This window comes from Halorubrum aquaticum (genome assembly GCF_900113615.1).
GTDB lineage: Archaea > Halobacteriota > Halobacteria > Halobacteriales > Haloferacaceae > Halorubrum > Halorubrum aquaticum.
The window spans coordinates 164,740-187,309 of sequence record NZ_FOPZ01000002.1; the positions used below are offsets into that span (position 1 = coordinate 164,740).

At 67.3% G+C, this 22,570-nt stretch carries 24 protein-coding genes and 2 tRNA genes; 16 read left to right on the forward strand and 10 right to left on the reverse strand.

The window, feature by feature from the left end; all coding sequences use genetic code 11:
• Nucleotides 1–94 precede the first annotated feature (94 nt).
• The 5 genes from F3H10_RS02850 (at nt 95) to F3H10_RS02870 (ending at nt 4,516) form a co-directional block, all read left to right on the forward strand.
• Entirely contained in the window at nt 95–1,213 is a 1,119-nt protein-coding gene (locus F3H10_RS02850; RefSeq protein WP_149783335.1) for an ABC transporter substrate-binding protein, read from the forward strand.
• A gap of 1 nt (nt 1,214) precedes the next feature.
• Nucleotides 1,215–2,372 (forward strand): ABC transporter ATP-binding protein, encoded by a 1,158-nt coding sequence (locus tag F3H10_RS02855; RefSeq protein WP_149783336.1) that lies wholly within the window; start codon nt 1,215–1,217, stop codon nt 2,370–2,372.
• Complete coding sequence (locus F3H10_RS02860) at nt 2,372–3,382, forward strand: ABC transporter permease (protein WP_223174174.1); 1,011 nt, start codon at nt 2,372–2,374, stop codon at nt 3,380–3,382. The genes F3H10_RS02855 and F3H10_RS02860 overlap by 1 nt, the downstream gene beginning before the upstream one ends.
• Nucleotides 3,379–4,212 carry an ABC transporter permease gene (locus F3H10_RS02865; RefSeq protein ID WP_223174175.1) on the forward strand — a complete coding sequence of 278 codons (834 nt, stop codon included), beginning with the start codon at nt 3,379–3,381 and terminating at the stop codon, nt 4,210–4,212. The genes F3H10_RS02860 and F3H10_RS02865 overlap by 4 nt, the downstream gene beginning before the upstream one ends.
• Nucleotides 4,213–4,312: 100 nt before the next feature.
• Complete coding sequence (locus tag F3H10_RS02870) at nt 4,313–4,516, forward strand: hypothetical protein (protein WP_149783337.1); 204 nt, start codon at nt 4,313–4,315, stop codon at nt 4,514–4,516.
• A 111-nt stretch (nt 4,517–4,627) separates the two neighbouring features.
• Here F3H10_RS02870 and F3H10_RS02875 read toward each other — a convergent pair whose 3' ends face one another.
• Nucleotides 4,628–4,816 carry a multidrug transporter gene (locus F3H10_RS02875; protein ID WP_149783438.1) on the reverse strand — a complete coding sequence of 63 codons (189 nt, stop codon included), beginning with the start codon at nt 4,814–4,816 and terminating at the stop codon, nt 4,628–4,630.
• A gap of 125 nt (nt 4,817–4,941) precedes the next feature.
• Nucleotides 4,942–5,820, reverse strand: coding sequence for a hypothetical protein (locus F3H10_RS02880; protein ID WP_149783338.1), 879 nt, complete (start codon nt 5,818–5,820; stop codon nt 4,942–4,944).
• Between the two features lie 211 nt (nt 5,821–6,031).
• Between F3H10_RS02880 and F3H10_RS15915 the strand changes: the two genes are divergently transcribed.
• Nucleotides 6,032–7,363 carry a PKD domain-containing protein gene (locus F3H10_RS15915; protein WP_188127849.1) on the forward strand — a complete coding sequence of 444 codons (1,332 nt, stop codon included), beginning with the start codon at nt 6,032–6,034 and terminating at the stop codon, nt 7,361–7,363.
• 71 nt (nt 7,364–7,434) lie between these two features.
• Here F3H10_RS15915 and F3H10_RS02900 read toward each other — a convergent pair whose 3' ends face one another.
• Nucleotides 7,435–8,571: a M24 family metallopeptidase gene (locus F3H10_RS02900; RefSeq protein WP_149783339.1), complete on the reverse strand. Its 1,137-nt coding sequence runs from the start codon at nt 8,569–8,571 to the stop codon at nt 7,435–7,437.
• 160 nt (nt 8,572–8,731) lie between these two features.
• On the opposite strand from F3H10_RS02900, the gene F3H10_RS02905 reads away from it, so the two are divergent.
• Nucleotides 8,732–8,806: transfer RNA gene (locus tag F3H10_RS02905), tRNA-Val, on the forward strand.
• Between the two features lie 118 nt (nt 8,807–8,924).
• On the forward strand, nt 8,925–9,743 hold the full coding sequence (locus tag F3H10_RS02910; protein ID WP_149783340.1) for a polysaccharide deacetylase family protein: 819 nt from the start codon (nt 8,925–8,927) through the stop codon (nt 9,741–9,743).
• Nucleotides 9,744–9,759: 16 nt separating this feature from the next.
• Here the strand turns inward: F3H10_RS02910 and F3H10_RS02915 are convergent, their stop codons facing one another.
• From F3H10_RS02915 to F3H10_RS02940, 6 genes are all read right to left on the reverse strand, one after another.
• A complete protein-coding gene (locus F3H10_RS02915; RefSeq protein ID WP_149783341.1) occupies nt 9,760–11,193 on the reverse strand; it encodes an MATE family efflux transporter in 1,434 nt (477 codons plus the stop codon).
• A 124-nt stretch (nt 11,194–11,317) separates the two neighbouring features.
• Nucleotides 11,318–11,521, reverse strand: a complete 204-nt coding sequence (locus F3H10_RS02920; protein ID WP_149783342.1) for a hypothetical protein — start codon at nt 11,519–11,521, stop codon at nt 11,318–11,320.
• Nucleotides 11,514–12,713, reverse strand: a complete 1,200-nt coding sequence (locus F3H10_RS02925) for an ABC transporter ATP-binding protein (protein WP_149783343.1) — start codon at nt 12,711–12,713, stop codon at nt 11,514–11,516. Before F3H10_RS02925 ends, F3H10_RS02920 begins: the two co-directional genes overlap by 8 nt.
• Before the next feature lie 4 nt (nt 12,714–12,717).
• Complete coding sequence (locus tag F3H10_RS02930; protein WP_149783344.1) at nt 12,718–13,713, reverse strand: carbohydrate ABC transporter permease; 996 nt, start codon at nt 13,711–13,713, stop codon at nt 12,718–12,720.
• A gap of 1 nt (nt 13,714) precedes the next feature.
• Nucleotides 13,715–14,719 (reverse strand): carbohydrate ABC transporter permease, encoded by a 1,005-nt coding sequence (locus F3H10_RS02935; RefSeq protein ID WP_149783345.1) that lies wholly within the window; start codon nt 14,717–14,719, stop codon nt 13,715–13,717.
• Nucleotides 14,720–14,721: 2 nt separating this feature from the next.
• Nucleotides 14,722–16,212: an extracellular solute-binding protein gene (locus F3H10_RS02940; RefSeq protein ID WP_149783346.1), complete on the reverse strand. Its 1,491-nt coding sequence runs from the start codon at nt 16,210–16,212 to the stop codon at nt 14,722–14,724.
• Nucleotides 16,213–16,479: 267 nt separating this feature from the next.
• On the opposite strand from F3H10_RS02940, the gene phoU reads away from it, so the two are divergent.
• The 7 genes from phoU to F3H10_RS02975 all read left to right on the forward strand — a co-directional run bounded on the left by phoU (nt 16,480) and on the right by F3H10_RS02975 (nt 21,416).
• Entirely contained in the window at nt 16,480–17,154 is a 675-nt protein-coding gene (gene phoU / locus F3H10_RS02945) for a phosphate signaling complex protein PhoU (protein ID WP_149783347.1), read from the forward strand.
• A 77-nt stretch (nt 17,155–17,231) separates the two neighbouring features.
• Nucleotides 17,232–17,627 (forward strand): acyl-CoA thioesterase, encoded by a 396-nt coding sequence (locus F3H10_RS02950; RefSeq protein WP_188127850.1) that lies wholly within the window; start codon nt 17,232–17,234, stop codon nt 17,625–17,627.
• 72 nt (nt 17,628–17,699) lie between these two features.
• Nucleotides 17,700–17,939 carry a glutaredoxin family protein gene (locus F3H10_RS02955; protein WP_149783349.1) on the forward strand — a complete coding sequence of 80 codons (240 nt, stop codon included), beginning with the start codon at nt 17,700–17,702 and terminating at the stop codon, nt 17,937–17,939.
• Entirely contained in the window at nt 17,936–18,469 is a 534-nt protein-coding gene (locus F3H10_RS02960; RefSeq protein ID WP_149783350.1) for a cob(I)yrinic acid a,c-diamide adenosyltransferase, read from the forward strand. The genes F3H10_RS02955 and F3H10_RS02960 overlap by 4 nt, the downstream gene beginning before the upstream one ends.
• Nucleotides 18,470–18,535: 66 nt before the next feature.
• Entirely contained in the window at nt 18,536–18,805 is a 270-nt protein-coding gene (locus F3H10_RS02965; RefSeq protein ID WP_149783351.1) for a DUF7553 family protein, read from the forward strand.
• An 83-nt stretch (nt 18,806–18,888) separates the two neighbouring features.
• A tRNA-Val gene (locus tag F3H10_RS02970) sits at nt 18,889–18,963 on the forward strand.
• Between the two features lie 290 nt (nt 18,964–19,253).
• Nucleotides 19,254–21,416, forward strand: coding sequence for a PAS domain S-box protein (locus F3H10_RS02975; protein ID WP_149783352.1), 2,163 nt, complete (start codon nt 19,254–19,256; stop codon nt 21,414–21,416).
• A 6-nt stretch (nt 21,417–21,422) separates the two neighbouring features.
• Here F3H10_RS02975 and F3H10_RS02980 read toward each other — a convergent pair whose 3' ends face one another.
• Nucleotides 21,423–21,890, reverse strand: coding sequence for an ArsR/SmtB family transcription factor (locus F3H10_RS02980; protein WP_149783353.1), 468 nt, complete (start codon nt 21,888–21,890; stop codon nt 21,423–21,425).
• A 139-nt stretch (nt 21,891–22,029) separates the two neighbouring features.
• Here F3H10_RS02980 and F3H10_RS02985 point away from each other — a divergent pair, with 139 nt between their 5' ends.
• Nucleotides 22,030–22,551: a GbsR/MarR family transcriptional regulator gene (locus F3H10_RS02985; RefSeq protein WP_149783354.1), complete on the forward strand. Its 522-nt coding sequence runs from the start codon at nt 22,030–22,032 to the stop codon at nt 22,549–22,551.
• Nucleotides 22,552–22,570 lie beyond the last annotated feature (19 nt).

Here is a 22,570-nt window from a genome sequence, read left to right on the forward strand (position 1 = left end):
TCGATACGCTTATGATGGAGGATCGTATGTTTGTCGGACGTGATCGCTCGCAAGCCTCGCGATTCGGCGACGGATCGTTCGACGGAGGGACAGCATGCGTAAAGTAACCGACGGATCGCCGAGCCTGAAGCGCCGCCGCTTCCTTCAGGGCGCGGCGACGACGGGCGTCGCGGCCGCCGCGGGCTGTCTCGGCGGCGACGGCGGCAGCGACCGCGTCCCGATGGACGTCACGGAGTGGCCGCCCGAGGACCTCGAGTCGAACCTGAACATGTGGAACTGGTACGACTCCTGGGCCGAGTACGCGATCGACGCCTTCGGCGAGGAGTTCGACGTGGAGGTGACCAACTCCGGGTACTCCTCGGCGGACCAGTGGTACTCCCAGCTCCAGGCCGGAAACGACGAGATCGACAACATCGCTGCCACGACGAACTGGGTCGAACGGTCGATCGAGAACGACTTCCTCCACGAGCTGCCGGTCGACGTCATGCCGGCCTGGGAGAACATCAGCGACCGCATCAAGGAGGCGAGCTCCTACCAGCAGGACGGCTCGGTGTACGGGATCCCCGAGGCGCTGGTGTTGTACCCGCTCACGTACAACGACGAGTACTTCGACTCGGCACCCGACTCCTGGGGCGTCCTCTGGGACGAGGAGCACGAGGGCGACCTCTGTATGTGGGACAACGCCACGGTCTCCTGTCAGATCGCCGCGCTGTACACCGGACAGGACCCGATCCAGCCCGACGACTACGACGAGATCGAGGAGGTCCTCATCCAGCAGAAGCCGCTGCTCCAGACCTACTGGGGCGACTACCAGCAGGGCATGAGCCTCTTCGTCAACGAGGACGTCGTGGCGGGGCCGCTCACGATGGGCCGGACCTACACGGCGCGGTTCCAGGAGGGCGCGCCGGTCCACTACACCGCACCCCAGGAGGGGGCGATGTACACGAGCGACCTCTTCGTCATCCCGCAGGGCGCGCCGAACCCGATCGCGAGCCTCCAGTTCACGAACTGGGCCAGCGAGACGGAGAACGCGGCACAGCTGTTCGAGACCATGGGCTACCAGCCCGCCGTCGACATCAGCGACGAGCTCTCCGAGGAGGACGCCGAGTTCACGAACTGGCCCGACGAGTGGGACCTCGTCTTCTCCGAGACCCTCTCCGACGAGGTCCGCTCCCGGTACGACGAGATCTGGACCGCCGTGAAGGCCGCCTAGAATGTCGCTGCTGCGCGTCCGCGGGCTGACGAAGGAGTTCGGTGACTTGGTCGCCGTCGACGACGTGGGCTTCGACATCGAGGACGGCGAGTTCGTCTCCATCCTCGGCCCCAGCGGGTCCGGGAAGTCGACGGTGCTCCGGATGGTCGCGGGGTTCGAGGAGCCGACCGACGGCGAGATCGCCCTCGACGACGTCGAGATCGTCGGCTCTCCCCCGTTCGAGCGCGACGTGAACATGGTGTTTCAGGACCTCGCGCTGTTCCCGCACCTCACGGTCGCGGAGAACATCGGCTACGGTCTGAAGCAGTCGGGGGTTCCGGCCGACGAGCGCCGCGAGCGGACCGAGCGGATGTTGGAGATGGTCCGTCTGGAGGGGTACGGCGACCGCTCGCCCGCCGAACTCTCGGGCGGGGAACAACAGCGGGTCGCGCTCGCCCGCGCGCTCGTCAACGAGCCGGCGCTCGTGCTGTTCGACGAGCCGCTCTCCTCGCTCGACCGCAAGCTCCGCCAGCACATGCAAAGCGAGCTCCAGCGGATCCAGATCGAGACGGACACGACGTTCCTCTACGTCACCCACGACCAAGAGGTCGCGCTCGCGGTCTCGGACCGGCTCGTCGTCCTCGACGACGGCGAGATCCAGCAGGTCGGGACCGTCGAGGAGCTCTACGAGGCGCCCGCGAGCCGGTTCGTCGCGGACTTCATCGGCGACGTCAACGCCGTGGAGGGACGCGTGACGGCCGTCGATGACGCGGAGATCGTCGTCGACACGGGTGACGACGAGGTCGCCGTCCCCCGTACCGCGGCCGGGAACGCCGCGGCCGACGTCGCGGTCGACGACGCCGTCGACGTCTGCGTCCGACCCTTCCAGGTTCGCGTCGAGTCCGCCGGGTCCGCCGGTGCGTCCGACTCCGACGACGCGTCGAATCCCGCCGACGCCGACGGGGCGTTCGCGACGACCGGCGTCGTGCGAAGCCGGAGCTATCAGGGAAGCGACTCCCTGTACGGGATCGAGACGGATCGCTGGGGGCGGCTGTCGGCGGAGGTCCGCTCCGCCTCCTTCGACGTCGACGACCGCGTCACGGTCGCGTGGGACGCCGCGGACGTCCACGTCTACCGCCGCGACGGGAGCGAGTCCCCCGACACGGACGGAGGGACCTGATGCCGGAGCCGTCGCGTTCCGACGACGGAGGGGCCGCCGAGTCCGTCGACGAAGGGACTGCCGAGTCCGTCGACGGGAGGACCACCGAGTCCGGCGGGGAACTCGCCACCGACGGCGGGTCCGTCTCCGGCGTCGACGGCCGGGTGAGCGGTCTCACGACCTACCTCCGTGAACGCCCGCGGCTCCGGACGCTCGCGATCGCCGGGCCGCCCTACGGGCTCCTGGTGGTCTTCTTCGCGATCCCGCTTCTCGCGATGCTCGTCGTCTCCTTTCAGGCCGACCAGATCGGGGGCGCGTGGACGCTGCGCAACTACACCGACTTCCTCACCTCGGACACGTACCTCACGGTGGTCTGGCGGACGTTCCTGATCAGCGTTCAGGTGACCGCGATCGTGGCGGCGGTCGGATACGCGCTGGCGTACAGCATCGTCCGGTTCTCCCGGCGGACGACGCTGCTCCTCCTCTTGGTCATCCTGCCGTTCTGGACCAGCTACATCATCCGGATGTACGCGTGGATCAACATCCTCCAGAGCGACGGCGTCCTCGATTCGGTACTGAACCTCGTCGGACTGCCGGCGCTCTCGCTCTTGTACACCGACACGGCCGTGCTCATCGGGTTCACGTACGTCTGGCTGCCGCTCGCCGTGCTGCCGTTTTACGCCTCGTTGACGAACCTCGACGGCGACCTCATCGAGGCCTCGAAGGACCTCGGCGCGGGGCCGATCCGGACGTTCCTCTCGGTCACGCTGCCGATGACGGTAAACGGCGTGGTGACCGGCGTCGTGTTGGTGTTCATCCCGACGTTCGGCTCGTTCATCACGCCGCGACTGCTCGGCGGGACGAACAACGTCATGATCGGGATGGTGATCGAAAACCAGTTCAAGAGCGCGTTCAACTGGCCGTTCGGCGCGGCCATCGGGATGGTGATCTCCGTCGTCGTCGTGGCGCTGTTGCTGCTCGCGACGCGGCTCGGCGGCGGCCTCTTCGGAACCGGAGGTGAGGAGTCGTGAGCGCGATCGATCGGGTGACTGACCCGTTCGAGCGGTTCACGCAGGCGCACGCCTCGCGCATGGCCTCGCTCGTGGTCGTCACGGTGCTCGCGTTCCTCTGGCTGCCGATCGGCGTGCTCGTGTTCATGTCGTTCGCGGACGGCGGCGTGTTGTCGTTCCCGCCGGACGAGCTCACGCTCCGGTGGTACCGGGTGTTCCTCTCGAACGACGCCGCGCTCGACGCCATCGTCACGACGCTGACCATCTCGGTCCCCGCGACGGGGATCACGGTCGCGCTGTCGACGATGATCGCGTACGCGGTCGACCGGTACGTCTTCCCCGGGCGCAACTGGCTACAGCTGCTTTCGACGCTGCCGATCATCGTCCCGCTCGTGGTGACCGGGGTGGCCATGGTGCTGTTCTTCAACGGCACCCTCGGGCTCCCCGACTACGTGTCGGTGGTGATCGCCCACGTGATCCGGACGATCCCCTTCGCGACGCTGGTCATCCTGCCGACGTTTATGTCCTTCGATAGGGGCCTCGAGGAGGCCTCGAAGGACCTCGGCGCCGACGAGTTCGAGACCTTCCGGCAGGTCACCCTGCCGAACGTCTTCCCGGGGGTCGTCGCGGGCGGCCTGCTCGCGTTCACCCTCTCGTTCAACGAGTTCGTCTACACCTACTTCGTGAAGGGGTCGGGCGATCCCACCCTTCCGGTGTACATCTGGAACCAGATCCGGTACAACGTGACGCCGGAGGTGAACGTCATCAGCGTCGTCTTCCTCGGGGTGGCGGTGTCGATGGTGCTCGCGGCCGTCTCGCTCACGCGAGTCGACCTGATCGCGCGGCGCTGACGCGGACCGACGGACCGTCGCCGACGGATCGCCGCCGGCTGACCGCCGCCGCGCGCCCCGGCGACGGGACGTTTTTGTCCGTCGCCGTCACAGACCGGATATGGACGCTCCGGACGCGGCGCTTTTCGGCGTCTCCGCGGTCGTCGCGGCGACCGTGGTCGCGGCGGTGGTCGTCGCCGGCCTGCTCTTCGGGTTCGACGAGTCCGTTCTCCGGCCGTTCGCGCTGCTCGTCGCCGAGCCGTTCGCGTGGATCGTCGTCGCCGCGCTTCTCGTCGCGGTCGTCGGTCACGCGTACATCGGGTAGCGGCGTTCCGTCCCTCCGGGACGACCCGAGCGGGACTCCGTGGACGGTCGTGAAACGGAACCGAACGGCAGTCGTCAGTTGATCGACGAGAGACCGAGGGATCGACCCCGTTCAGTCCAGGACTCTTCGGGCGACGACGACGACCGCGATCCCGGCGGCGACGACGCCGACGATCGTCGGACCGAGCCGTCCGGATCCCCACTCCCACCCGAAGAACCGCGTTCCCACGATCGCGACGACGGCTACGAGGACGCCGAATGCGGTTACCACGGGCGACTGGCTGTGAAACCCGGAGACCATCTCTGCCGTGTGTGTTACCCGGCTCGTGTCAAAAGTCATTGCCCGTATCGACCGCAACCGGATCAAAGCGGGTCATCGGCTGCGGACGTGAACGGAGGCGGACGAACGAACCCGGACCGCCGCGGCTACCGGCCGCCGTCCGTCAGCGCGACGCGGTCGTCGGCGTCGGAGTCGCCGGCCGACTCCGCCCCGCTCGCCGCGGCCGCCGGCTCCGTCGCGCGCCGCTCGACGGACGCCTCCTCGACCGCGAAGTGCTTCCAGACGGTGACGCCCGCGACCGCGTACGCGACGAGGTCGTAGTGGACCGCGCCGTCGAAGCCGGTGAACGCCGCGAGCGTGCTGTAGCCGAAGACGGCACAGACGCCGCCGACGAAGGCGACCTCTCGGGTGATCCGCCCCTCGGTCGCGGCGGCGACCGCCCGTCGGATCGTCGGCCCGCAGGCGACGAGGAACGCGACCCCCGACAGCGCCGCGAGGTTGACGAAGAAGTGCGTCGCCACCCGCGAGTCGAGGATCGACCGGAGGTACTCGACGGTGACCGGGTCGTAGAACAGCCACTCGACGCGCGTGGGGTACAACACGCCGATGTACGGCGTCGCGACCATGAGTCCGAAGAGGACCGCGACGGCGACGCGAGCGGAGGCGAACTGCGAGGCGCGACGGCTCGCGAACGCCTCGTCACCGGGGGCGACCGCGAGGTCGTACGACTCCAGCGTCTCCCTGATGTCGGCCCGCGAGACGGACGGGTCGTGGTGGACGCCGACCGTCCCGTTTCGCTGGGTCGCCGAGGCGGCGCTGACGCCGTCGTGGTCCGCGAGGACGGCCTGTAAAAGCGACTCGTCGCGCTTCGTCTCGAGTCCACCCACCTCGAAGGTGTCCTGGACGTGTGACTCCGGGACCCGTGCGACTCGCGGACCCGCGTCCGGGCCCGGGTCGTCGATCCCCCGCCTTCCGGCCGCGGCCTCGAGCGCCGAACGAGGGCCGCGATACGGCTCGTCTGACATGGGAGAGGGGTCGGGTTCCATCGCCATGAAACTTCCCCCGCCGACGGATCGCTGGCAAAGGGGGGTGACCATCGGCAAAAGTAAGTCCGGTTACCGACATCACGTCGACACACAGTCATGGATCGCAGTCTGCTCGCCGGTTCCGGAGCGGGAGTCTCGTTCGATCGTCGTCTCGATCGTCTCGACGGAGTCGTCCGGAGGGGTGGTTCGGATGAACGGTAACGGTCTCACCCGACGTGACGTGTTGCGGGCGACCGCCGGCGGTGCCCTCGTCGCCGCCGCGGTCCCCGGCGGCGCGGCGGGCCAGGAGCTCGTCCGCGGGGACGACCTGATCGCCCGCTGGCCGTTCGCGAACGGGCTCGAGGACGCGGTCGGCGGAATCGACGGCACGGCCGCCTACGGCGACCCGACCGTCGGGAGCTACGACGGGCGGCGGGCCGTCCGGTTCGACGGGGACGACGGGGTCCAGATCGGCAGCGGCGGCGACAACCCGGAGATGAGTTTCGTCCAGTCCGGCGACGGTCCCGTCACCATCGCCGGCTGGGTGTACTTCGACCGAGCGGAGGGAGGGAAACCGAACAACGAACCCGCGAGCCACCACGTCCTGCGGAACGACGCGGAGTACACGCTCCTCGCGACGCCGGAGACGGACGCGAACGACACCGTCGAGTTCGTCTTCCGGATCGGCGACCTCGGCGGCGGCGAGAGCTACTCCACGCTGGATCACGCCGACGACGAGCTGTACGCCTCGGTCGGCCGGTGGCACCACTTCGCCTTCGTCGTGGAGCCGGAGGAATCCCTGCGCTTCCACCTCGACGGCGAGGAGCGGTTCGTCGACACGGAGATGGACGGCTACAGCCCGCGGAACACGAATTACTGGTCGCATCAGACGATCGGGAGCTGGTACGGAACCGGGAATCCGGACTGGTACGACCTCCTCGTCGGAAAGCTGTCCGACCTGCGGATCTACGACGCCGGGCTGTCCGCAGAGGAGATCGCCCGGATCCATGCCAACCGATCGAACGACGGAAGCGACGGCGACGAAAGCAGTGGAGATGGCAGCGATGGAAGCGACGAGGAAGACGGCGAAAGCGATGGAGGTGGCGGCGACGGAAGCGACGAGGACGACGAAGGAAGCGGCGGAGACGCCGGAGGAGATGCCGACGGGGAACCCACCGCCGCGTTCGAGTACGAACCGTCCGAGCCGGCGGCGGAGACGCAGGTCGCGTTCAACGCCGCCGACTCCGCCGCGCCGGGAAGCGAGATCGTCAGCTACGAGTGGGAGTTCGGCGACGGGGAGACGGGATCCGGCGAGACGGTGACGCACGCGTACGCCGATCCCGGCGGATACAACGTCCGGCTCACGGTCACCGACGACCGGGACGCGAGCGCCAGCACCGTCGAGACCGTCTCCGTGGCGGACGGCGAATCGACGATCGAGGTCCCCGGCTTCGGGATCGGGAGCGGACTCGCCGCCCTCGGCGGAGCCGGATACCTGATGAAACGACGCGCCGACGGTTCCGTCGAGGATACGACCGATTGAGACCTCAGCTGACTGAGACCTCGGCCGACTGAGATCTCAACCCCGTTCGACCGACGACGATCGTCGACGAGTCAGCGGATCGCCGGCGCGTGTCGCTCGAACGTCTCCGCGGGGACGCCGTCGACGGCGACGGACTCGACCTCGTGTGTGGGCCACTGGCCCGTCTTCGTGAGCAGTTCGTGGCGGTCGCCGTCGACGAGGTAGGTGTCCTCGCTTTTCGCGCCGTCGACGGTCGGGTTCCAGGCGTATCCCATCGGCTCGACCACGGGTTCGTCGTGATCGGGTCGCGCGATCCACTCGCGCCCCGCGTAGCCGGCGGCCCCGCCCTGATGGTGCCGTTTCCACTCCCCGTCGAAGCCCACCGCGTCGTACGCCTCGCGGATCGCCTCGAAGACGTCGCCGGCGGTTCCCGGCCCGTCTCCGGCGCCGAGGTCGCCGGCGGCGGCCGCGCGGGTGGCGGCGAGCGCCGTGGCCTCGACGCGCGTGGCCGCCCGATGGCGTCGTTCGAGCCAGTCCGGAGCGTCGAACGCGACGGTCCGGGTGAGCGAGGCGTACAGCCCGTCACGCTCGGCGGTGATCGAGACGAGCGCGTACTCGCCGAGCGTCTCGTCGGTGGGGACGAAGTGGCGGTAGGACCGTGCGCGCTCCGCCCCCCCGACGAGGACCACCGGCGTGTTCACGTCCCGCGAGGAGAGCGAGATGTCGATCCCGGCGGCCACCTCGTACTCCGGGTCCTCCGGCTCGAGGTTCCGACAGACGGTCTCGAGCGCCGCCGCGGCCTCGCGACCGAGTTCGCGGTAGCGGTCCACGTCGTCGTCGGTGAGCGGCTGGCGGAGTCGCCTCGCCTCGATCGGCTCGAACTCCGGCGTGTCGAACTCGGGCGCGTCGAAGTCGACGGCGGCGGGCAGCGGGGATCGGTCGGCGACGGCTCCCGCGAGCGAGTCCGCGTACCACGGGAAGGACTCGACCGCGAACGCGTCCGGCAGCTGCTCGTCGGCGAGCCGGTGGGCCTCGATGTCGCTCGTGATCACGCGGAACTCGCCGTCGTAGCCGGCGGCGGCGATACCGTGTCGCGCGTCCGCGTCGACGACGTTGTCGCCGCCGGTGAGCCACGCGAACCCGTTCGGCTCGGCGAACCACGCGGCCTCGAGCCCGCGGGCGTCGAGGTATTCGTCCAACCGGTCCGCGCGAGCGGAGAGGTCGACCATACGACACGGCTCGCGCCGACGCAGTAAAACCGGTCGAAAGCCGTCGACGGTGCGGCGGTGTGCGGCCGTCGATCCGAGTCCGCGATCGTCCCGCGGGCCCCGAAACGAAAGGTTCAATTACGTCCCCCGGAAACGACGAGATGCGTCAGTAAGCCCCGGCGGGTTGGTAGTCTAGTCCGGTTATGACACCTCCTTGACATGGAGGAGGCCGGCAGTTCAAATCTGCCCCAACCCATTCTCGACGACACGACGAGCGACGGCGATGAGTCGTGTCGCGTTCTCGAGCGCGTTCCGGAACCCGGGTCGTCGAGCGACCGTCGAGGATTTATTTTCTTCGAGGGAGACCTCGACCCATGCCACACAGCGTCTGTCTCACGTACGACTTCGACGCCGTCGCCGGGTGGACGAGCGCCGGAATGCCGGAGTACCGATCGTGGGGCGTCTACGGGGCCGAGACCTGCGTCCCGCGACTGCTCGACCTCCACGACCGGACCGGTGTCCCCTCGACGTGGTTCGTTCCGGGACACACGATCGAGAGCTTCCCCGAGGCCGCCGGAGAGATCCACGACCGCGGCCACGAGATCCAACACCACGGGTGGAGCCACGACCCGCTCCCCTCGTTCGGCTCGCGGGAGGCCGAGCGCCGCGACTTCGTCCGCGGGATCGAGGCCATCGAGGAGTTGACCGGCGAGACGCCGACCGGCTTCCGGAACCCCGCGGGCGGCTTCTCGGAACACACCGTCGACCTGCTTCGGGAGTTCGACTTCGAGTGGGACTCCAGCGGCACCGAACGCGACCTCCGACCCTACTACCTCCGCGAACGGGGGACCGTCGAGCCCGGAGCGCCGTACCGACGCGGCGAGCGGACCGACCTCGTGACGGTCCCGGTCCCGTGGCACCGCGACGACTGGCTCCAACTCTTCCCCGTGGCCTCCGACCCGCAGTTCGTCTCCTACGGCCACGAGCCCGACGTGTTCGGCCGCTGGCGGACGGAACTGAGATGGATGCGCGAACGCGTCGAGGAGGGCGTCCTGACGCTGTTATTACACCCGCAGTGTGCCGGTCGCGCCCCGTTCGTCGCCGAGCTCGAGGCGTTCATCGACGACGTGAGCGAACTCCCCGACACGGAGTTCGCCGACGTCTCGACCGTCGTCGAGTCGTTCTCGGGGTAGGCGCGACGGGGGTTCCTCAGTCGTCGCCGCCCGCGCTCGACCGGTAGCGTCGACTCACGACCTTCCAGCGGCCGGACCGGAACAGCCCGTAGTTGATGATCCCCGGGACGAACGGCTCCAGGATCAGCGCCAGGTAGAGCCCGACGACGCCGAGCGGCGTGACGAGTCCGAGGAGCGCGGCGGGAAGCGCGAAGACGTACCGACCGAGCAGCGAGGCGACGAAGGGCCACCGAGTGTCGCCGGCACCGACGAGCGCGCCCGAGGCCGTCCCGTCGAGGCCGAGTCCGACGGCGCTCACGGCCGCGACGGCGATGAACGTCGCGGTCGCGGCGACCTCCTCGGGCCCGGAGACGAAGAGTTCCGCGAGCGGCGACGAGAACAGGACCACGACCGCGGCGAGGAGCACGTAGATCACCATCGCGAGCCGAATGATCTCCGCGCCGTAGGCGCCGGCTTCCTCCTCCTCGTCGGCACCGAGCCGCTGGCCGACGAGGGAACTCGACGCCAGCGACATCCCCCAGTTGACGCTGTTTATCATCGCACGAACCCGCCGTGCGACCTCGAGGGCGGTCACGACGACCGGTCCGAACGAGGAGGCGACCCATAAAAGCGGGAAGACCACGAGCCCCTGTGCGAGCCGACGGCCGATCTCGGGGGCGGAGACCTCGAGCAACTGCCGAACGATCCCCGCGTCGACGACCGGTCTCGATATCGAGATCGGAACCGGACTCGGCTCCATTCCCAGCCCGCCGTACGAGCGGCCGAGCATCCCCCACCCGAGGACGACCATCACCGCGCCGGTCGAGAGCGTCGTCCCCAACGCGACCCCGGCGACGCCCATGTCGAGCCCGAAGATGAACAGCGCGCTGAGCACGACGTTGAGCACCGCGCCGCCCGTTCGGGCGACCATCTCGGTGAAGGTGTCCCCGACGCCGGTGTACGTCCGGCTGGCGATGAGGTTCAGCGTCTCGAACAGCACGGCCGGCGTGACGTACAACAGGTAGGTCGTCCCGTACTGAAGCGACTCGGGCCCGGCACCCAACACGGCGATCAGCTCGGGGGCGAACAGCGCGAAAAGCGCCATGACCGGAAGCGACACCGCCGCCGCGAGCAGGGCGCTCTGTGTGACAACGCGCGAGGCGCGGCGGGTGCGACCGCCGCCGTAGTTCTGTGAGACGAGACTCACCGTCCCGCCCGCCAGTCCGAGCCCCAACAGGACGACGATGCTCCAGTAGCCGAGCGCGAACGCCAGCCCCGCCGTTCCGGCGGTGCCGATGGCGATCCCGACCATCGCCAGGTCCGCGGTCTGTTTCGACATGATCGCGAACCCCGTGACCACCCGCGGCCAGGCGAGATCGAGCGTCGGACGGAACCGATCGGCGTCGATGATCCCCCAGCGATCGAGGAGTCTCCCGAGGGCGTCGATCGGACCGTCACGAGGGGTCGGCATGGACTGTACTGGCCCGGACGGCACTTCGCTCTGGCGGCTTCCGGAGTCGATTGCCGGAGTTCGAAGGCGAAGCGGCCCGGCGGAGAAAAGCGGCGATCGGCGGCGACGACCGGAACCGACCGAGTCAGTACAGCTGTCGCTCCCGCGACTCCCGTTCCTCCTCCTCTTCTGCCTCCGCTTTCAGCTGCTTCCGACCCTCTCGGTACTCCCGGATCCCCGGGATCAGCTTGTTCTTGACGTCGAGCACGAACGAGACGATCCCGTACGCCCAGAAGAAGAACAGCACGGTCATCCCGCCGTAGTAGACCAAGGCGACGACGTTACTCATCGCCACCACCCGAGCGGGTGTCCGAGACCCGGGATTCGAAGCCCGAAGCGGAGAGGTCGTCGACGCCGTGGACCAACGCGTCGCCGGAGGCGCTGTCGAAGAGGTGGACCTTCGTACGGTCGAAGACGACCTCCATCGACTCGTCCTCCTCGATCTCCCGGTCCGGGTCGACGCTCATCAACAGCTGGTCCGAGCCGGCCGCGTCGCCCTTCATCGTCCCGCCGTCCGTCTCGTCGAAGGTGAGGTAGACGAAGATCTGGTCGCCCATCGGTTCGAGCACGTCCGTTGTCACGTGGATGGGCTTCGACGGCGTCGAGATGGCTCCCTGCGTGTCGGTCGGGTAGACGTCCTCGGGTCGGACCCCGACCGTGACGTCGTCGCCCGCGGACGCGTCGGGGACGTTCTCGACGTCGAGATCGATCGAGAAGTCGTCGGTCTCCGCCGCGTTCGCGGTCAGTTTCCCCGGGAGCAGGTTCATCGACGGCGAGCCGATGAAGCCGGCCACGAAGAGGTTCGCCGGCTCGTTATAACAGACGAGCGGCGGGTCGATCTGCTGGAGCTCGCCCCCGTCTATCACGGCGATCCGGTCGGACATCGTCATCGCCTCCGCCTGGTCGTGGGTGACGTAGATGATGGTGGTGTCGAGCTCCTTGTGGAGCCGCTGGAGCTCCGTCCGCATGTGGACGCGCAGCTTGGCGTCCAGGTTCGCGAGCGGCTCGTCCATGAGGAAGACGTCCGGCTCGCGGACGATCGCGCGGGCGATCGCGACCCGCTGCCGCTGGCCGCCGGACATCTCCTCGGGCATCCGGTCGAGCATCCCCTCGAGCTGGACGACGTCGGTTGCGTGTTCGACGCGTCGGTCGATCTCGTCCGGGTCGTAATCGCGGAGCCGGAGTCCGAACGAGATGTTCTCGTAGACGTCCATGTGCGGGAACAGCGCGATGTTCTGGAACACCATCGCGACCCCGCGGTCCTTCGGCGGCAGGTTCGTGACGTCCAGGTCTCCGATGGTGATCGTCCCCTCGGTCGGTTTCGTGAGCCCGGCGATCGTCTCCATCGTGGTCGACTTGCCGCACCCCGACGGGCCGACGAGACAGATGAACTCCCCGTCGTCGATGTCGAGGTTCATGTCGTCGACCGCCGTGACGTCCTCGTAGCGTTTCGTGACGTGTTCGAGTGTTAAGTTGGCCATGGAATCACTCCTTGAGTCCGCCCGCAGTCAGTCCGCTGACGATCCGCTCCTGTGCGACGATGACGATGATCACGATCGGCAACACCCCGACGATGCTCGCGGCCGCCATGAGGTTGAACTCCGTCGTGTACTGCGTCTGGTAGCTCAGGATACCGCCGAGAAGCGGCGACCAGTTCTCGGGGTTGTTCTCCAGCGCCATGATCGAGCTGAAGAAGTACTCGTTGTAGACCGTGATGAACGTCAACACGGCCGCGGTCGCGAGTCCCGGCGCCGAAAGCGGCATGATCACCCTGACGAGCGCGCCGAGCCGGGTCGTTCCCTCGACCCTCGCGGCGTCCTCCAGCCCGTCGGGGATCTGCGCGTAGAAGGTCGTGAGAATGAAGATCGCGAGCGGTAAGAACAGCGCGCTGAACGGCAACACCATGCTCGCGGGGGTGTTCACGAGCCGCGGCGACTCGAACAGTTCGATCCCGAGGAACGGGATCACGACGGCGTTCCCGAGGAACGCGTCGAAGAGCGGCACGAGGAACGCCGCCGGCGGGAAATACGAGATCATCAACACGACGAGCATGAGGAGCCCCCGGCCCGGGAATTCGAGCCGCCCGAAGACGTACCCGGCGAGCGTGGCGACCGCGAGGACGATCACCGTCGTCGAGATGGCGAGCACGAAGCTGTTGAACATGAACAGGTGGAACGGCACCTGCTCGAACATCTCGACGAACGCGTACACGTTGAACCCCTGCGGGTGCGGGAACTCGATCCCGATGATCGGCAGGGACCAGTCGCCCGTGAGGATCTGGCTCGTCGGCGTCAACGCCAACACGAGCAGCCAGTAGAACGGGAACAACGTCGTGACCAGGAAGAAGCCGGCCGCGACGATGAAGAGCGCCCGGTAGAGCCGGTCGCGCTTCTCCTGGTTCTCGATCACGCTGCTGGTCCACCGCGCCAGCGGACCGCCCTCCGATTCCGTCGAGTCGTTCGATCCGTCGGTGGTTGCCATGTCAGAACCCCTCCTTGTACCGCTGGTAGATGACGACCGAGGCGATCATCCCGACGATCCCCGCGGTGACGAACGCGATCGCCGAGGAGAGCCCGCGACTGGTGTAGAACGTCTCGACGACCATACACGACAGCGACGGGACGGTCGTACAGCTCGAGACCGTGTCGATCAGCCCGTAGATCCGCATCGCGTTGATCGTCCGGAAGAGGACGGCGATGATGAGCGTGGGCAACACGAGCGGGAACGTGATCAGCTTGAACTGCTGCCAGGGGCTCGCGCCCGCGACCTTGGCCACGTCGTAGAGGTTCCGGTCGATGCTCTGGAGCCCCGCGAGGATGAGGAGCGCCATGAACGCCGACGTCTTCCAGATGTCGGCCACCGTGATGATCAGGAACGTGCTCGCCGGGTCGTTGAGCGTGTTCGTCTCCGCCACGAGGCCGAGCGGCGCGAGGTAGCTGGTCAGGAAGCCGGTGCTCGGGTGGAACATCAGATAGAAGATCATTCCCTGGATGACGAGCGGGATCGCCCACGGGATGATGATCGCCGCGCGAACCCACCGCCGCCCGTAGAAGTCCTTATCGAGGATGAGCGCCTGCCCGAACCCGATGATCGTCTCGAAGGAGACGCTCACGAGCGTGAAGAGCAGGGTCACGATCAGGGTGCTTCGAACCCATCCGTCGACGTGGACGAACGGGAAGCTCCCGGACGTCGTCACGTCGGGGAGGAAGGTGACCGACCCGGGGAGACTCGGGTTCGCCGCGCCGGTGAACAGGTCGACGTAGTTCTGGAGTCCGACGAACGTCGGCTCGCCGGCGCCCAACACGCCGGTGAAAAGCGACAGCTCGAACGTCCGTAACAGCGGGTAAAAGGCGATCGCCCCGAGCAGGACGAAGACGGGAGTCAAGAGCAGGTAGGCGAACGCGGTCTCGCCGAGGTTCTCGAGCCATCGGCTGAACGAGACGACGGGTCCCGGCCACTTCGATTCGTGTTCGCGTCCGGTGCTCATCGTTACGACCCGCTTTCCTCGCTCGCTTCGATGGCGTCTTGAAGTGTCGATGCGGCGTCAGCCGGGCTCGTGTCGCCGGCGACTGCGGAGTTGACCTGTTCGGCGATGGTCGTCGACTGCGAGGGCCACTGGGTCGTGACCGGCCGCGGCATCGCTCCCTGCCCGGCCACCTGAAGCGTGCCCATGTAGTTCGCAACCACGCCGACGCTCTCGGGGTCGGTCACGTCGTCCGCCTCGAAGAGGTCCGGCTTCGGCGGGAGCCACGCGATGGTCTCGAGCATGCCGATGTTGAAGTCGTCCTGCGTGGTGGCACGAAGCACCTCCAAGGCCGCCTCCTTGTTCTCGGAGTTGGGGTTCATCGTGAGGTGCCAACCGCCCTGTGCGGAGGTCGAGCCGCCGGTGCCCGGGTACGCGCCCTCGCCGTCCTCGACCGCGTACGGCATCGGCATCGTGCCGAGGTCGCTCTCGTCGTCGAAGCTCTCGTAGTCGCCCGTGAGCGCCTCCACGATCGCGTACGGCCAGTTGCGGTGGAAGGCGGCCTGTCCCTCCGTGAACGGCGCGAGCGCCGGGTTCTCCGTCCAGGACGTGATGTCCGGGGAGGCGAGTCCGGTGGGGTACGCGTCGAGGGTGTTCTCGTCGTCCTCGGTCGCCGCGAGCGTGTACATCATGCTCAGCGCCTCGATGAACTCGGGCTCGTCGATGGTGACCGGACGGTCGCCGACCGGGCCCTGGAGGTTCTCGTTGCCGCCGAAGTACGCGCCGCCGAAGGAGGTCATGACCTCGTTGAAGCTACAACAGGCGGTGCCCTCGTAGACGTCCATCTGCGTCGAGAACCCGAACTCGGCGCTCGAGGCGTCGACGATCTCCTGAGCCATCTCGCCCCACTCCTGCCAGGTCATCGGCTCGGTCTCCCACTGGGCGAAGTCCTCGTCGGTGTAGCCGGCCTCGCGGGCGTAGTTCTTGTTGTACATCATCACCGCGTAGTCCGGGAACAGCGGGACGCCGAACAGGTCCCCGCTCTCGGTGTCCCGGACGGTGTCGGTGAACGCCTGGAAGTAGTCCTCGTTGATGGTCGAGAGCGTCTCGTCGTCCAGTTCCTCGGAGAGGTTCGCGAGGTAGCCCCGCTGGATGAAGACGTTCGCCCAGCCGGTGTCCATCATGAACAGGTCGGGGCTGGTCTCCTCGGCCTGGAGCAGGGAGACGTACTGGTCCCGCTGTTCGCCGGTGTCGTTGGACTGCTCGCTGAACTCGATCTCGACGTCCTCGCTGAGGCCGTTCTCGTAGAGGAGTCCGGGCATGTCCTCCCTGATGTCCTCGATGGTGGTCGAGCCCATGGCGATCGTCACGGACGACCCGGAACTACCCTCGTCGCCGCCGTAGATACATCCCGAGAGGCTCGCTGCCGCCCCTCCGGCCCCGGTGGCCTTGATGAACTTCCGGCGGGAGACGCTCGATCCGGTCCGACTCACATCGTGTGAACCACTGTCCTCCATGGCAGATCGTGTTATTTGTGTCTATTTATAATTAATGGTGGCTATTACAACACCGGTAGTAACTAATTGTGCGAGTGAACGTCGGGGGAGGGTCGAACGTCACACTCGGGGCCGGACGCCGCCGCCGGGAGGCCGATCCATCATATCATCGAGGCCGACGACAAAAAGTTTCGGTCCATCAACAGATCGGCGGAGGTGATCGGTCGGTCGCCGTCGCGCGGTCGGCGACGTGTTTTTATCCGTTCGGCGTGGTCTTCGACCGAGACGATGCCACGGGAACAGTATCAGACGAAACTGGAGAACCTCCGCGACGACGTGCTCTACATGAGCGAACTCGTCGCCGATCGGCTCAGAATGGGCCTCGACGCCCTCGAACGTCGGGACGCCGAACTCGGCGAGCGGGTGATCACGGGTGACGCCGAGGTCAACGAGCTCTATCTGGAGTTGGAACAGCAGTGTACGGACCTCATCGCGCTTCAACAGCCGGTGGCCGGCGACCTGCGGTTCATCGCGGCCTCGTTCAAGATCATCACCGACCTCGAGCGGATCGCCGACCTCGCGACCAACCTCGGCGAGTACGCCGGCCAGGCCGAACGGGAGGTGTTCCCCGACGTCGACGTCCAGCGGATCGGCGACGACACCCTCGAGATGCTCGACGTCGCGATGACGGCCTACGCGGAGTCCGACTCGGATCGGTGTCACGTGGTCGCCGAGATGGACGACGACCTCGACGCCGCCTGTGAGACGGCGAGCGACCTCGTCGTGCGGGATCTGATAGAGCAGGACGACCTCGGCGAGGAGGGCGACGTGGAGGCGACGATGGCGAACGTCTCCCGGCTGCTGTTGACGATCCGCGACCTCGAACGCGTGGGGGACCACGCGGTCAACATCGCCGCCCGCGCGCTGTACATGATCGAGAACGACGACGAGCTGCTGTACTGATCCCGACCGTCGTACCGACCCACCCCCGCCGACTGGTCTTCCGACGCGTACATATCACGCGCCGACGAGAAGCGCACATGAGCACGTACACCACCGACGTTCCCGTTCGCTTTCGCGACATCGACGCGATGGGCCACGTGAACAACGCCGTGTACGCGACGTACCTCGAACAGGCCCGGACGGACTACTTCCGTGACGTCCTCGGGGCGGACCTCTCGGGCGTCGCGACCGTCCTCGCGTCGGTGTCGATCCAGTTCCGGCGGCCGGTCGAACTCGAGGACGGCGCGGTGACCGTCGAGGTCGACGTGCCCGAACTCGGCGAGTCGAGCGTGCCGATGGCCTATGAGGTCCGAGCGGGCGGCGAGACCGTCGCCGAGGCGGAGTCGGTCCAGGTCGCCGTCGACGACGAGGGGTCCTCGCGACCGATCCCCGAGGAATACCGGGAGGCGATCGAGACGTACCACGGGCTCTGAGCCGGACACGCAGCACCGCGAGGTCCGAGCCGGACACGTACCTTCTTGCCCGCGCGGGCCCACGCTTCACGCATGTCGATCCGACTGTACGCCCTCGAGGGATGTCCGTGGTGTGAGAAGGTTCACGACGCGCTCGCCGACGCCGGGATCGAGTACGAGACGACGTGGGTCGACGCGTTACACTCCGACCGCGACGAGGTGAAACGCGTGAGCGGCCAGCGCGGCGTCCCCGTGTTGGTCGACGAGGAGCGCGGGGTGACGATGGCCGAGAGCGCGAACGTCATGGAGTACGTCGAGCGCACGCTCGCATGACGATCTACACCGGCCGCGGCGACGACGGCGAGACCGACCTCCGCGACATGAGCCGGGTGTCGAAGTCCAGCCACCGGATCGAGGCGTACGGCACCGTCGACGAGGCGAACGCGCTGATCGGAACGATCCGGCCGACCGGCCACGACGACCTCGACGACCTGCTGGAGACCGTCCAGAACCATCTCCACGTGGTCCAGGCGGACCTCGCGAACCCCGATCCGTCCCCCGACGACCCGGCGGTCGAACCGGAACACGTCGAGGCGTTGGAGACGCGGATCGACGGGTTCGACGGGGAGTTGGAGCCGCTGCGGTCGTTCGTGCTCCCCGGCGGCGGCCGGGCGGGCGCGGCGCTCCATCACGCCCGAACGGTGGTCCGTCGCGCGGAGCGCCGGACCGTCGATCTCGCCCGGTCCGAGCCGATAAACGAGACCGTCGTGACCTACCTCAACCGGCTCTCGGACCTGCTGTTCACGCTCGGCCGGGTCGCGAACGCACGCGACGGCGAGCCCGAGGAGTCGCCGTCGTACTGACCGGGCGCGTCCGCCTTCGCCCCCATCTCCACAAAGCATATATTCGTCCTTCACCAAAGGACAGATATGAGCAAGCACTTCGAGGACGCGAAATACTACCTCGGTCGAGCCGCTGAACACGCGAAGGCGGGCGTCAAGGAGGAGCTCGAGCCGCTCCAGGAGCGGGTCTCGAAGCTCGTCGGCGACGAGCCGGAGGAGGAGCCGGAGCCGTCCCGTCTGGAGAAGCTCCAGGCGGACCTGAAGGACCTCGAAAAGCGGGCGGAGGGCGAGGCCCGCGAGGCCGTCGAGTCGGCTCGCGAGCGCGTCGAGGCGTATCGCACGCGCGACGCGGAGTGAGCCTCCCCGCCCGTCGCGAGACATCTCGGCGGTGAGCGACAAAGCAACTCTTAAGTCCCGACATCGGAAAGGTGGGATCGCCTGGGTCGGTGGTCTAGTCCGGTTATGACGGCTCCTTCACACGGAGCAGGTCGGCGGTTCAACTCCGCCCCGACCCACTTCTGACGAATCAGGTCCGCGGAGCTGACGCCCTGTAAACAGATATCCGTCGGAGACGGCCGGTCGTTGAGTCGTGCTTGTAGAACGCGTTCCGATGGGAATCGGACCGATGAGAACGGGACCGTTGCTGGGGCGGCGAACACGTCCCTCCACCGCGATCGGTCGGTGCTTCGACCGTCTCGGCCATGACGAGGTGACACGACTTGGCGAGCGACGGCCGTCTTCGAAAACTCGACCGGAGGGGGCGACCGATCAATAATTCCATTACGCGTCGCGACCACGTCGGCGTATGAGTACGCGCTCTGGTCTCGACGATCGGTCGTCGTTCCTCCCGGACTCGAAGACCATCGAGATCCTCCACGTCGAGGACGACCGGAGCTTCGCGGACCTCGTCTCGACGTTTCTCGAGCGCGAGCACGAGGCCTTCTCGGTTCACACCGAGACCGACCCTCGGGAGGCGCTCGCGGCCCTCCGAGGGGACGAGACGGCGTACGACTGCGTCGTCAGCGACTACGACATGCCCGGGCTGAACGGCCTCGAGCTGTTGGAGCGGGTCAGACGGGAGCGACCGAACCTCCCGTTCGTGCTGTTCACGGGGAAGGGAAGCGAGGAGATCGCCAGCGAGGCGATCACGGCGGGCGTCACGGACTACCTCCAGAAGAGCGGCGGAACGGAGCAGTACCGCGTGCTCGCGAACCGGATCCGGAACGCCGTCGAGCGATACTGGGCGGAGCGCTACATGAACCGCGGGCTGGAGGCGATAGAAACCGCCCGGGACGGGATCAGCATCCTGAGCGAGGACGGCCACGTCGAGTACGCGAACACCGCGTGTGCGGAGGTCCTCGGATACGACCGCGAGGACCTGATCGGCCGCCACTGGGAGACGTTCTATCGCGATGACGACGTCGAGGAGGTCTACGACGTGTTGCTCCCGGAAGCGCGAGAGAGCCGGTGGCGGGGGCCGACCACGTTCATCCGGCGGGACGACGAACCGGTCGAGGTCGATCACACGCTCTCGTACACCGACGACGGCTCGCTCATCTGTACGCTGTCCCGATCGAACGCCGACGGAGCCGTCTCCCGTGACCTCTCGGCGAAGGAACGAGCGATGGACGAAGCGCCGATCGGGATCGTCCTCACCGACCCGCGTGCGGACGACAACCCGATCGTGTACGCGAACGAGGAGTTCGGCGACCTCACCGGGTACGACCGGTCCGAGGTGATCGGCCGGAACTGCCGGTTCCTTCAGGGCGAACGGACCGATGAGGAGCGAATCGACCGGATCCGGTCCGCGATCGACGCCGAGGAGCCGGTGACCGTCGAACTACGGAACTACCGGAAGGACGGCACGGAGTTCTGGAACCGTCTCCGGATCGCGCCGATATACGACGAGGACGACGACCTGTACCGCTTCGTCGGGTTTCAGGACGACGTCACGGAGCGGAAACGACGGGAGGATCGACTGCGCTCGAACAGCGCGCACCTCGAGGCGCTCTTTACCGATTCGCCGGACATGATCGCGGTTCACGACGCCGACGGCGTCATCCGGAACGCGAACCGCCGGCTGTGTGAGGAGCTCGGGTATACGGAAGCGGAACTCGTCGGGCGGACGGTCTGGGACCTCGACCCGACGGTCGACCCGAAGGAAGCCCGTTCGTTCTGGGCGGGCCTCCCGACGAACGAGCCGAGGCGCTTCGAGGGTGAACTCGAGCGGCGGGACGGCTCGACCTTCCCGATCGAGATCCACCTGATCCGGATGGACATCGACGGCGAGGACCGGTTCGTCGCGATCGACCGAGACATCACCGAACAGCGGGCTCGGGAGTCCGAACTCCTCGAGCGGAACGAGCGGCTCGACCGGTTCGCGAGCGTGGTGAGCCACGACCTCCGGAACCCGCTCACCGTCGCGGAGGGAAGGATCGAACTCCTCCGCGAGGAACACGAAAGCGAGCACGTCGAGGAGATCGACGACGCGCTGGATCGGATGCGGGGGCTGATCGAGGACCTGCTCGTGCTCGCACAGGACGGCGAGGACGCGTTGGACGTCTCGCGGGTCGAACTGGCGGACCTCACCCGGACGTGTTGGGACGCGATCGAGACGGGGGACGCGACGCTCCGCATCGAGACCGATCGGACGGTACGAGCCGATCGGGAGCAACTCCGACAGCTGCTCGAGAACCTCGTCGTGAACGCGGTCGAACACGGCGGCGACGACGTGACCGTCACGATCGGTGACACCGAGACGGGGTTCTACGTGGCGGACGACGGATCGGGACTCCCGGCGACCGACGCGGACGTGTTCGAGGCGGGGTACTCGACCGTCGAGGGCGGCACCGGGTTCGGGTTACACATCGTCGAGAACGTCGTCGAGACCCACGACTGGGAGGTCACCGCGGAAAACGGACCGGCAGGCGGCGCGCGATTCGAGATATCGACGTCGGCCGGCGAGTGAGATCCGCTACCGACACCTCGCCCGCTCGGCAGGGGTTCGCCGATCGTCGCCGTCTCCGTCGCTCTCGTCATCTCCGTTGACTCCCTCGTTCCCGTTGACTCCGTCGTCCTCGTCGCCCTCGTCGCCGGGGTCGTCCCCTCGGTCGTCGAACCGAACGACGATCCGTTCGGCGGTGAGCGCGTACACGGTCATCTCGGTTCCCTTCTCGGAGTACCAGGTCTCGACGGGCGTCACGAGGTCGGCTCCCCGCAGGCGACGGAGATGGTACGAGACGTTCTGAAGCGAGCGGTCGACCGTCTCGGCGAGATCGGAGGCGGTCGACGGCTCCTCGCGTAACGCGCTCAGGATCTCCTGGGCCGCCTCCGAGGAGACGACCGACAGCACGTCGGTCTGCTGGTCGCGATCGACGACGACGTCCGTTCGCTCCCGGGGAGTGTGCTCGACCGTCGGTTGGTGGGGAAAGACGCTTGCCATGGATCGTGTCGGAGGGAGGTCGTTCCGCTTGTTCGGCTCATCTCGAACGAACGAATCAAACGATTTAATACTTACGGAATATACACGACGTATATGACTCAGCAGGGGACTCATGGGGGCAGACCGCGACGCTCGATCCATGACTGAGGGAGACCGGGACCTCGCCCGCGAGCGCGTCATCGAGTCGATGGAGCGTTCGGCGGAGGTGTACGGCCTGACCCGTAGCGCCGGCCGCCTCTACGGCGTGTTGTACTTCGCGGACGGGCCGCTGTCGATCCCGGAACTGGTCGAGGAGACCGGCTACGCGAAGTCGACGGTGAGTAACGTCACGCGGACGTTGACGCGGGTGGGACTCGTCCGTCGCCGGTCCTCCGAGGGGGGCGGGAGGCGGGTACGGTTCGCGGCCGAACGGGACGTCTGGTTCGTCCTCCAGGACGTGTTACGGCAGTACGGCCAGCGGGAGGTCGAGACCACGCTGCGGGCGATCCGTCGGGCGGAATCGGAACTCCCGGACGACGACTCCCTCGACGCCGTCGTTCACGACCGCGAGCGCGTCGAGGACCTTCGAGAGACCTACGAGGACGTCGCGGAGGTCGTTCGGCTCGCCTCGGAGTACTCGGCCTCCGAACTCCGCGAGGCGCTCGAGGAGTACGAGCGGTAGCCGGACTCGTACGAACCGC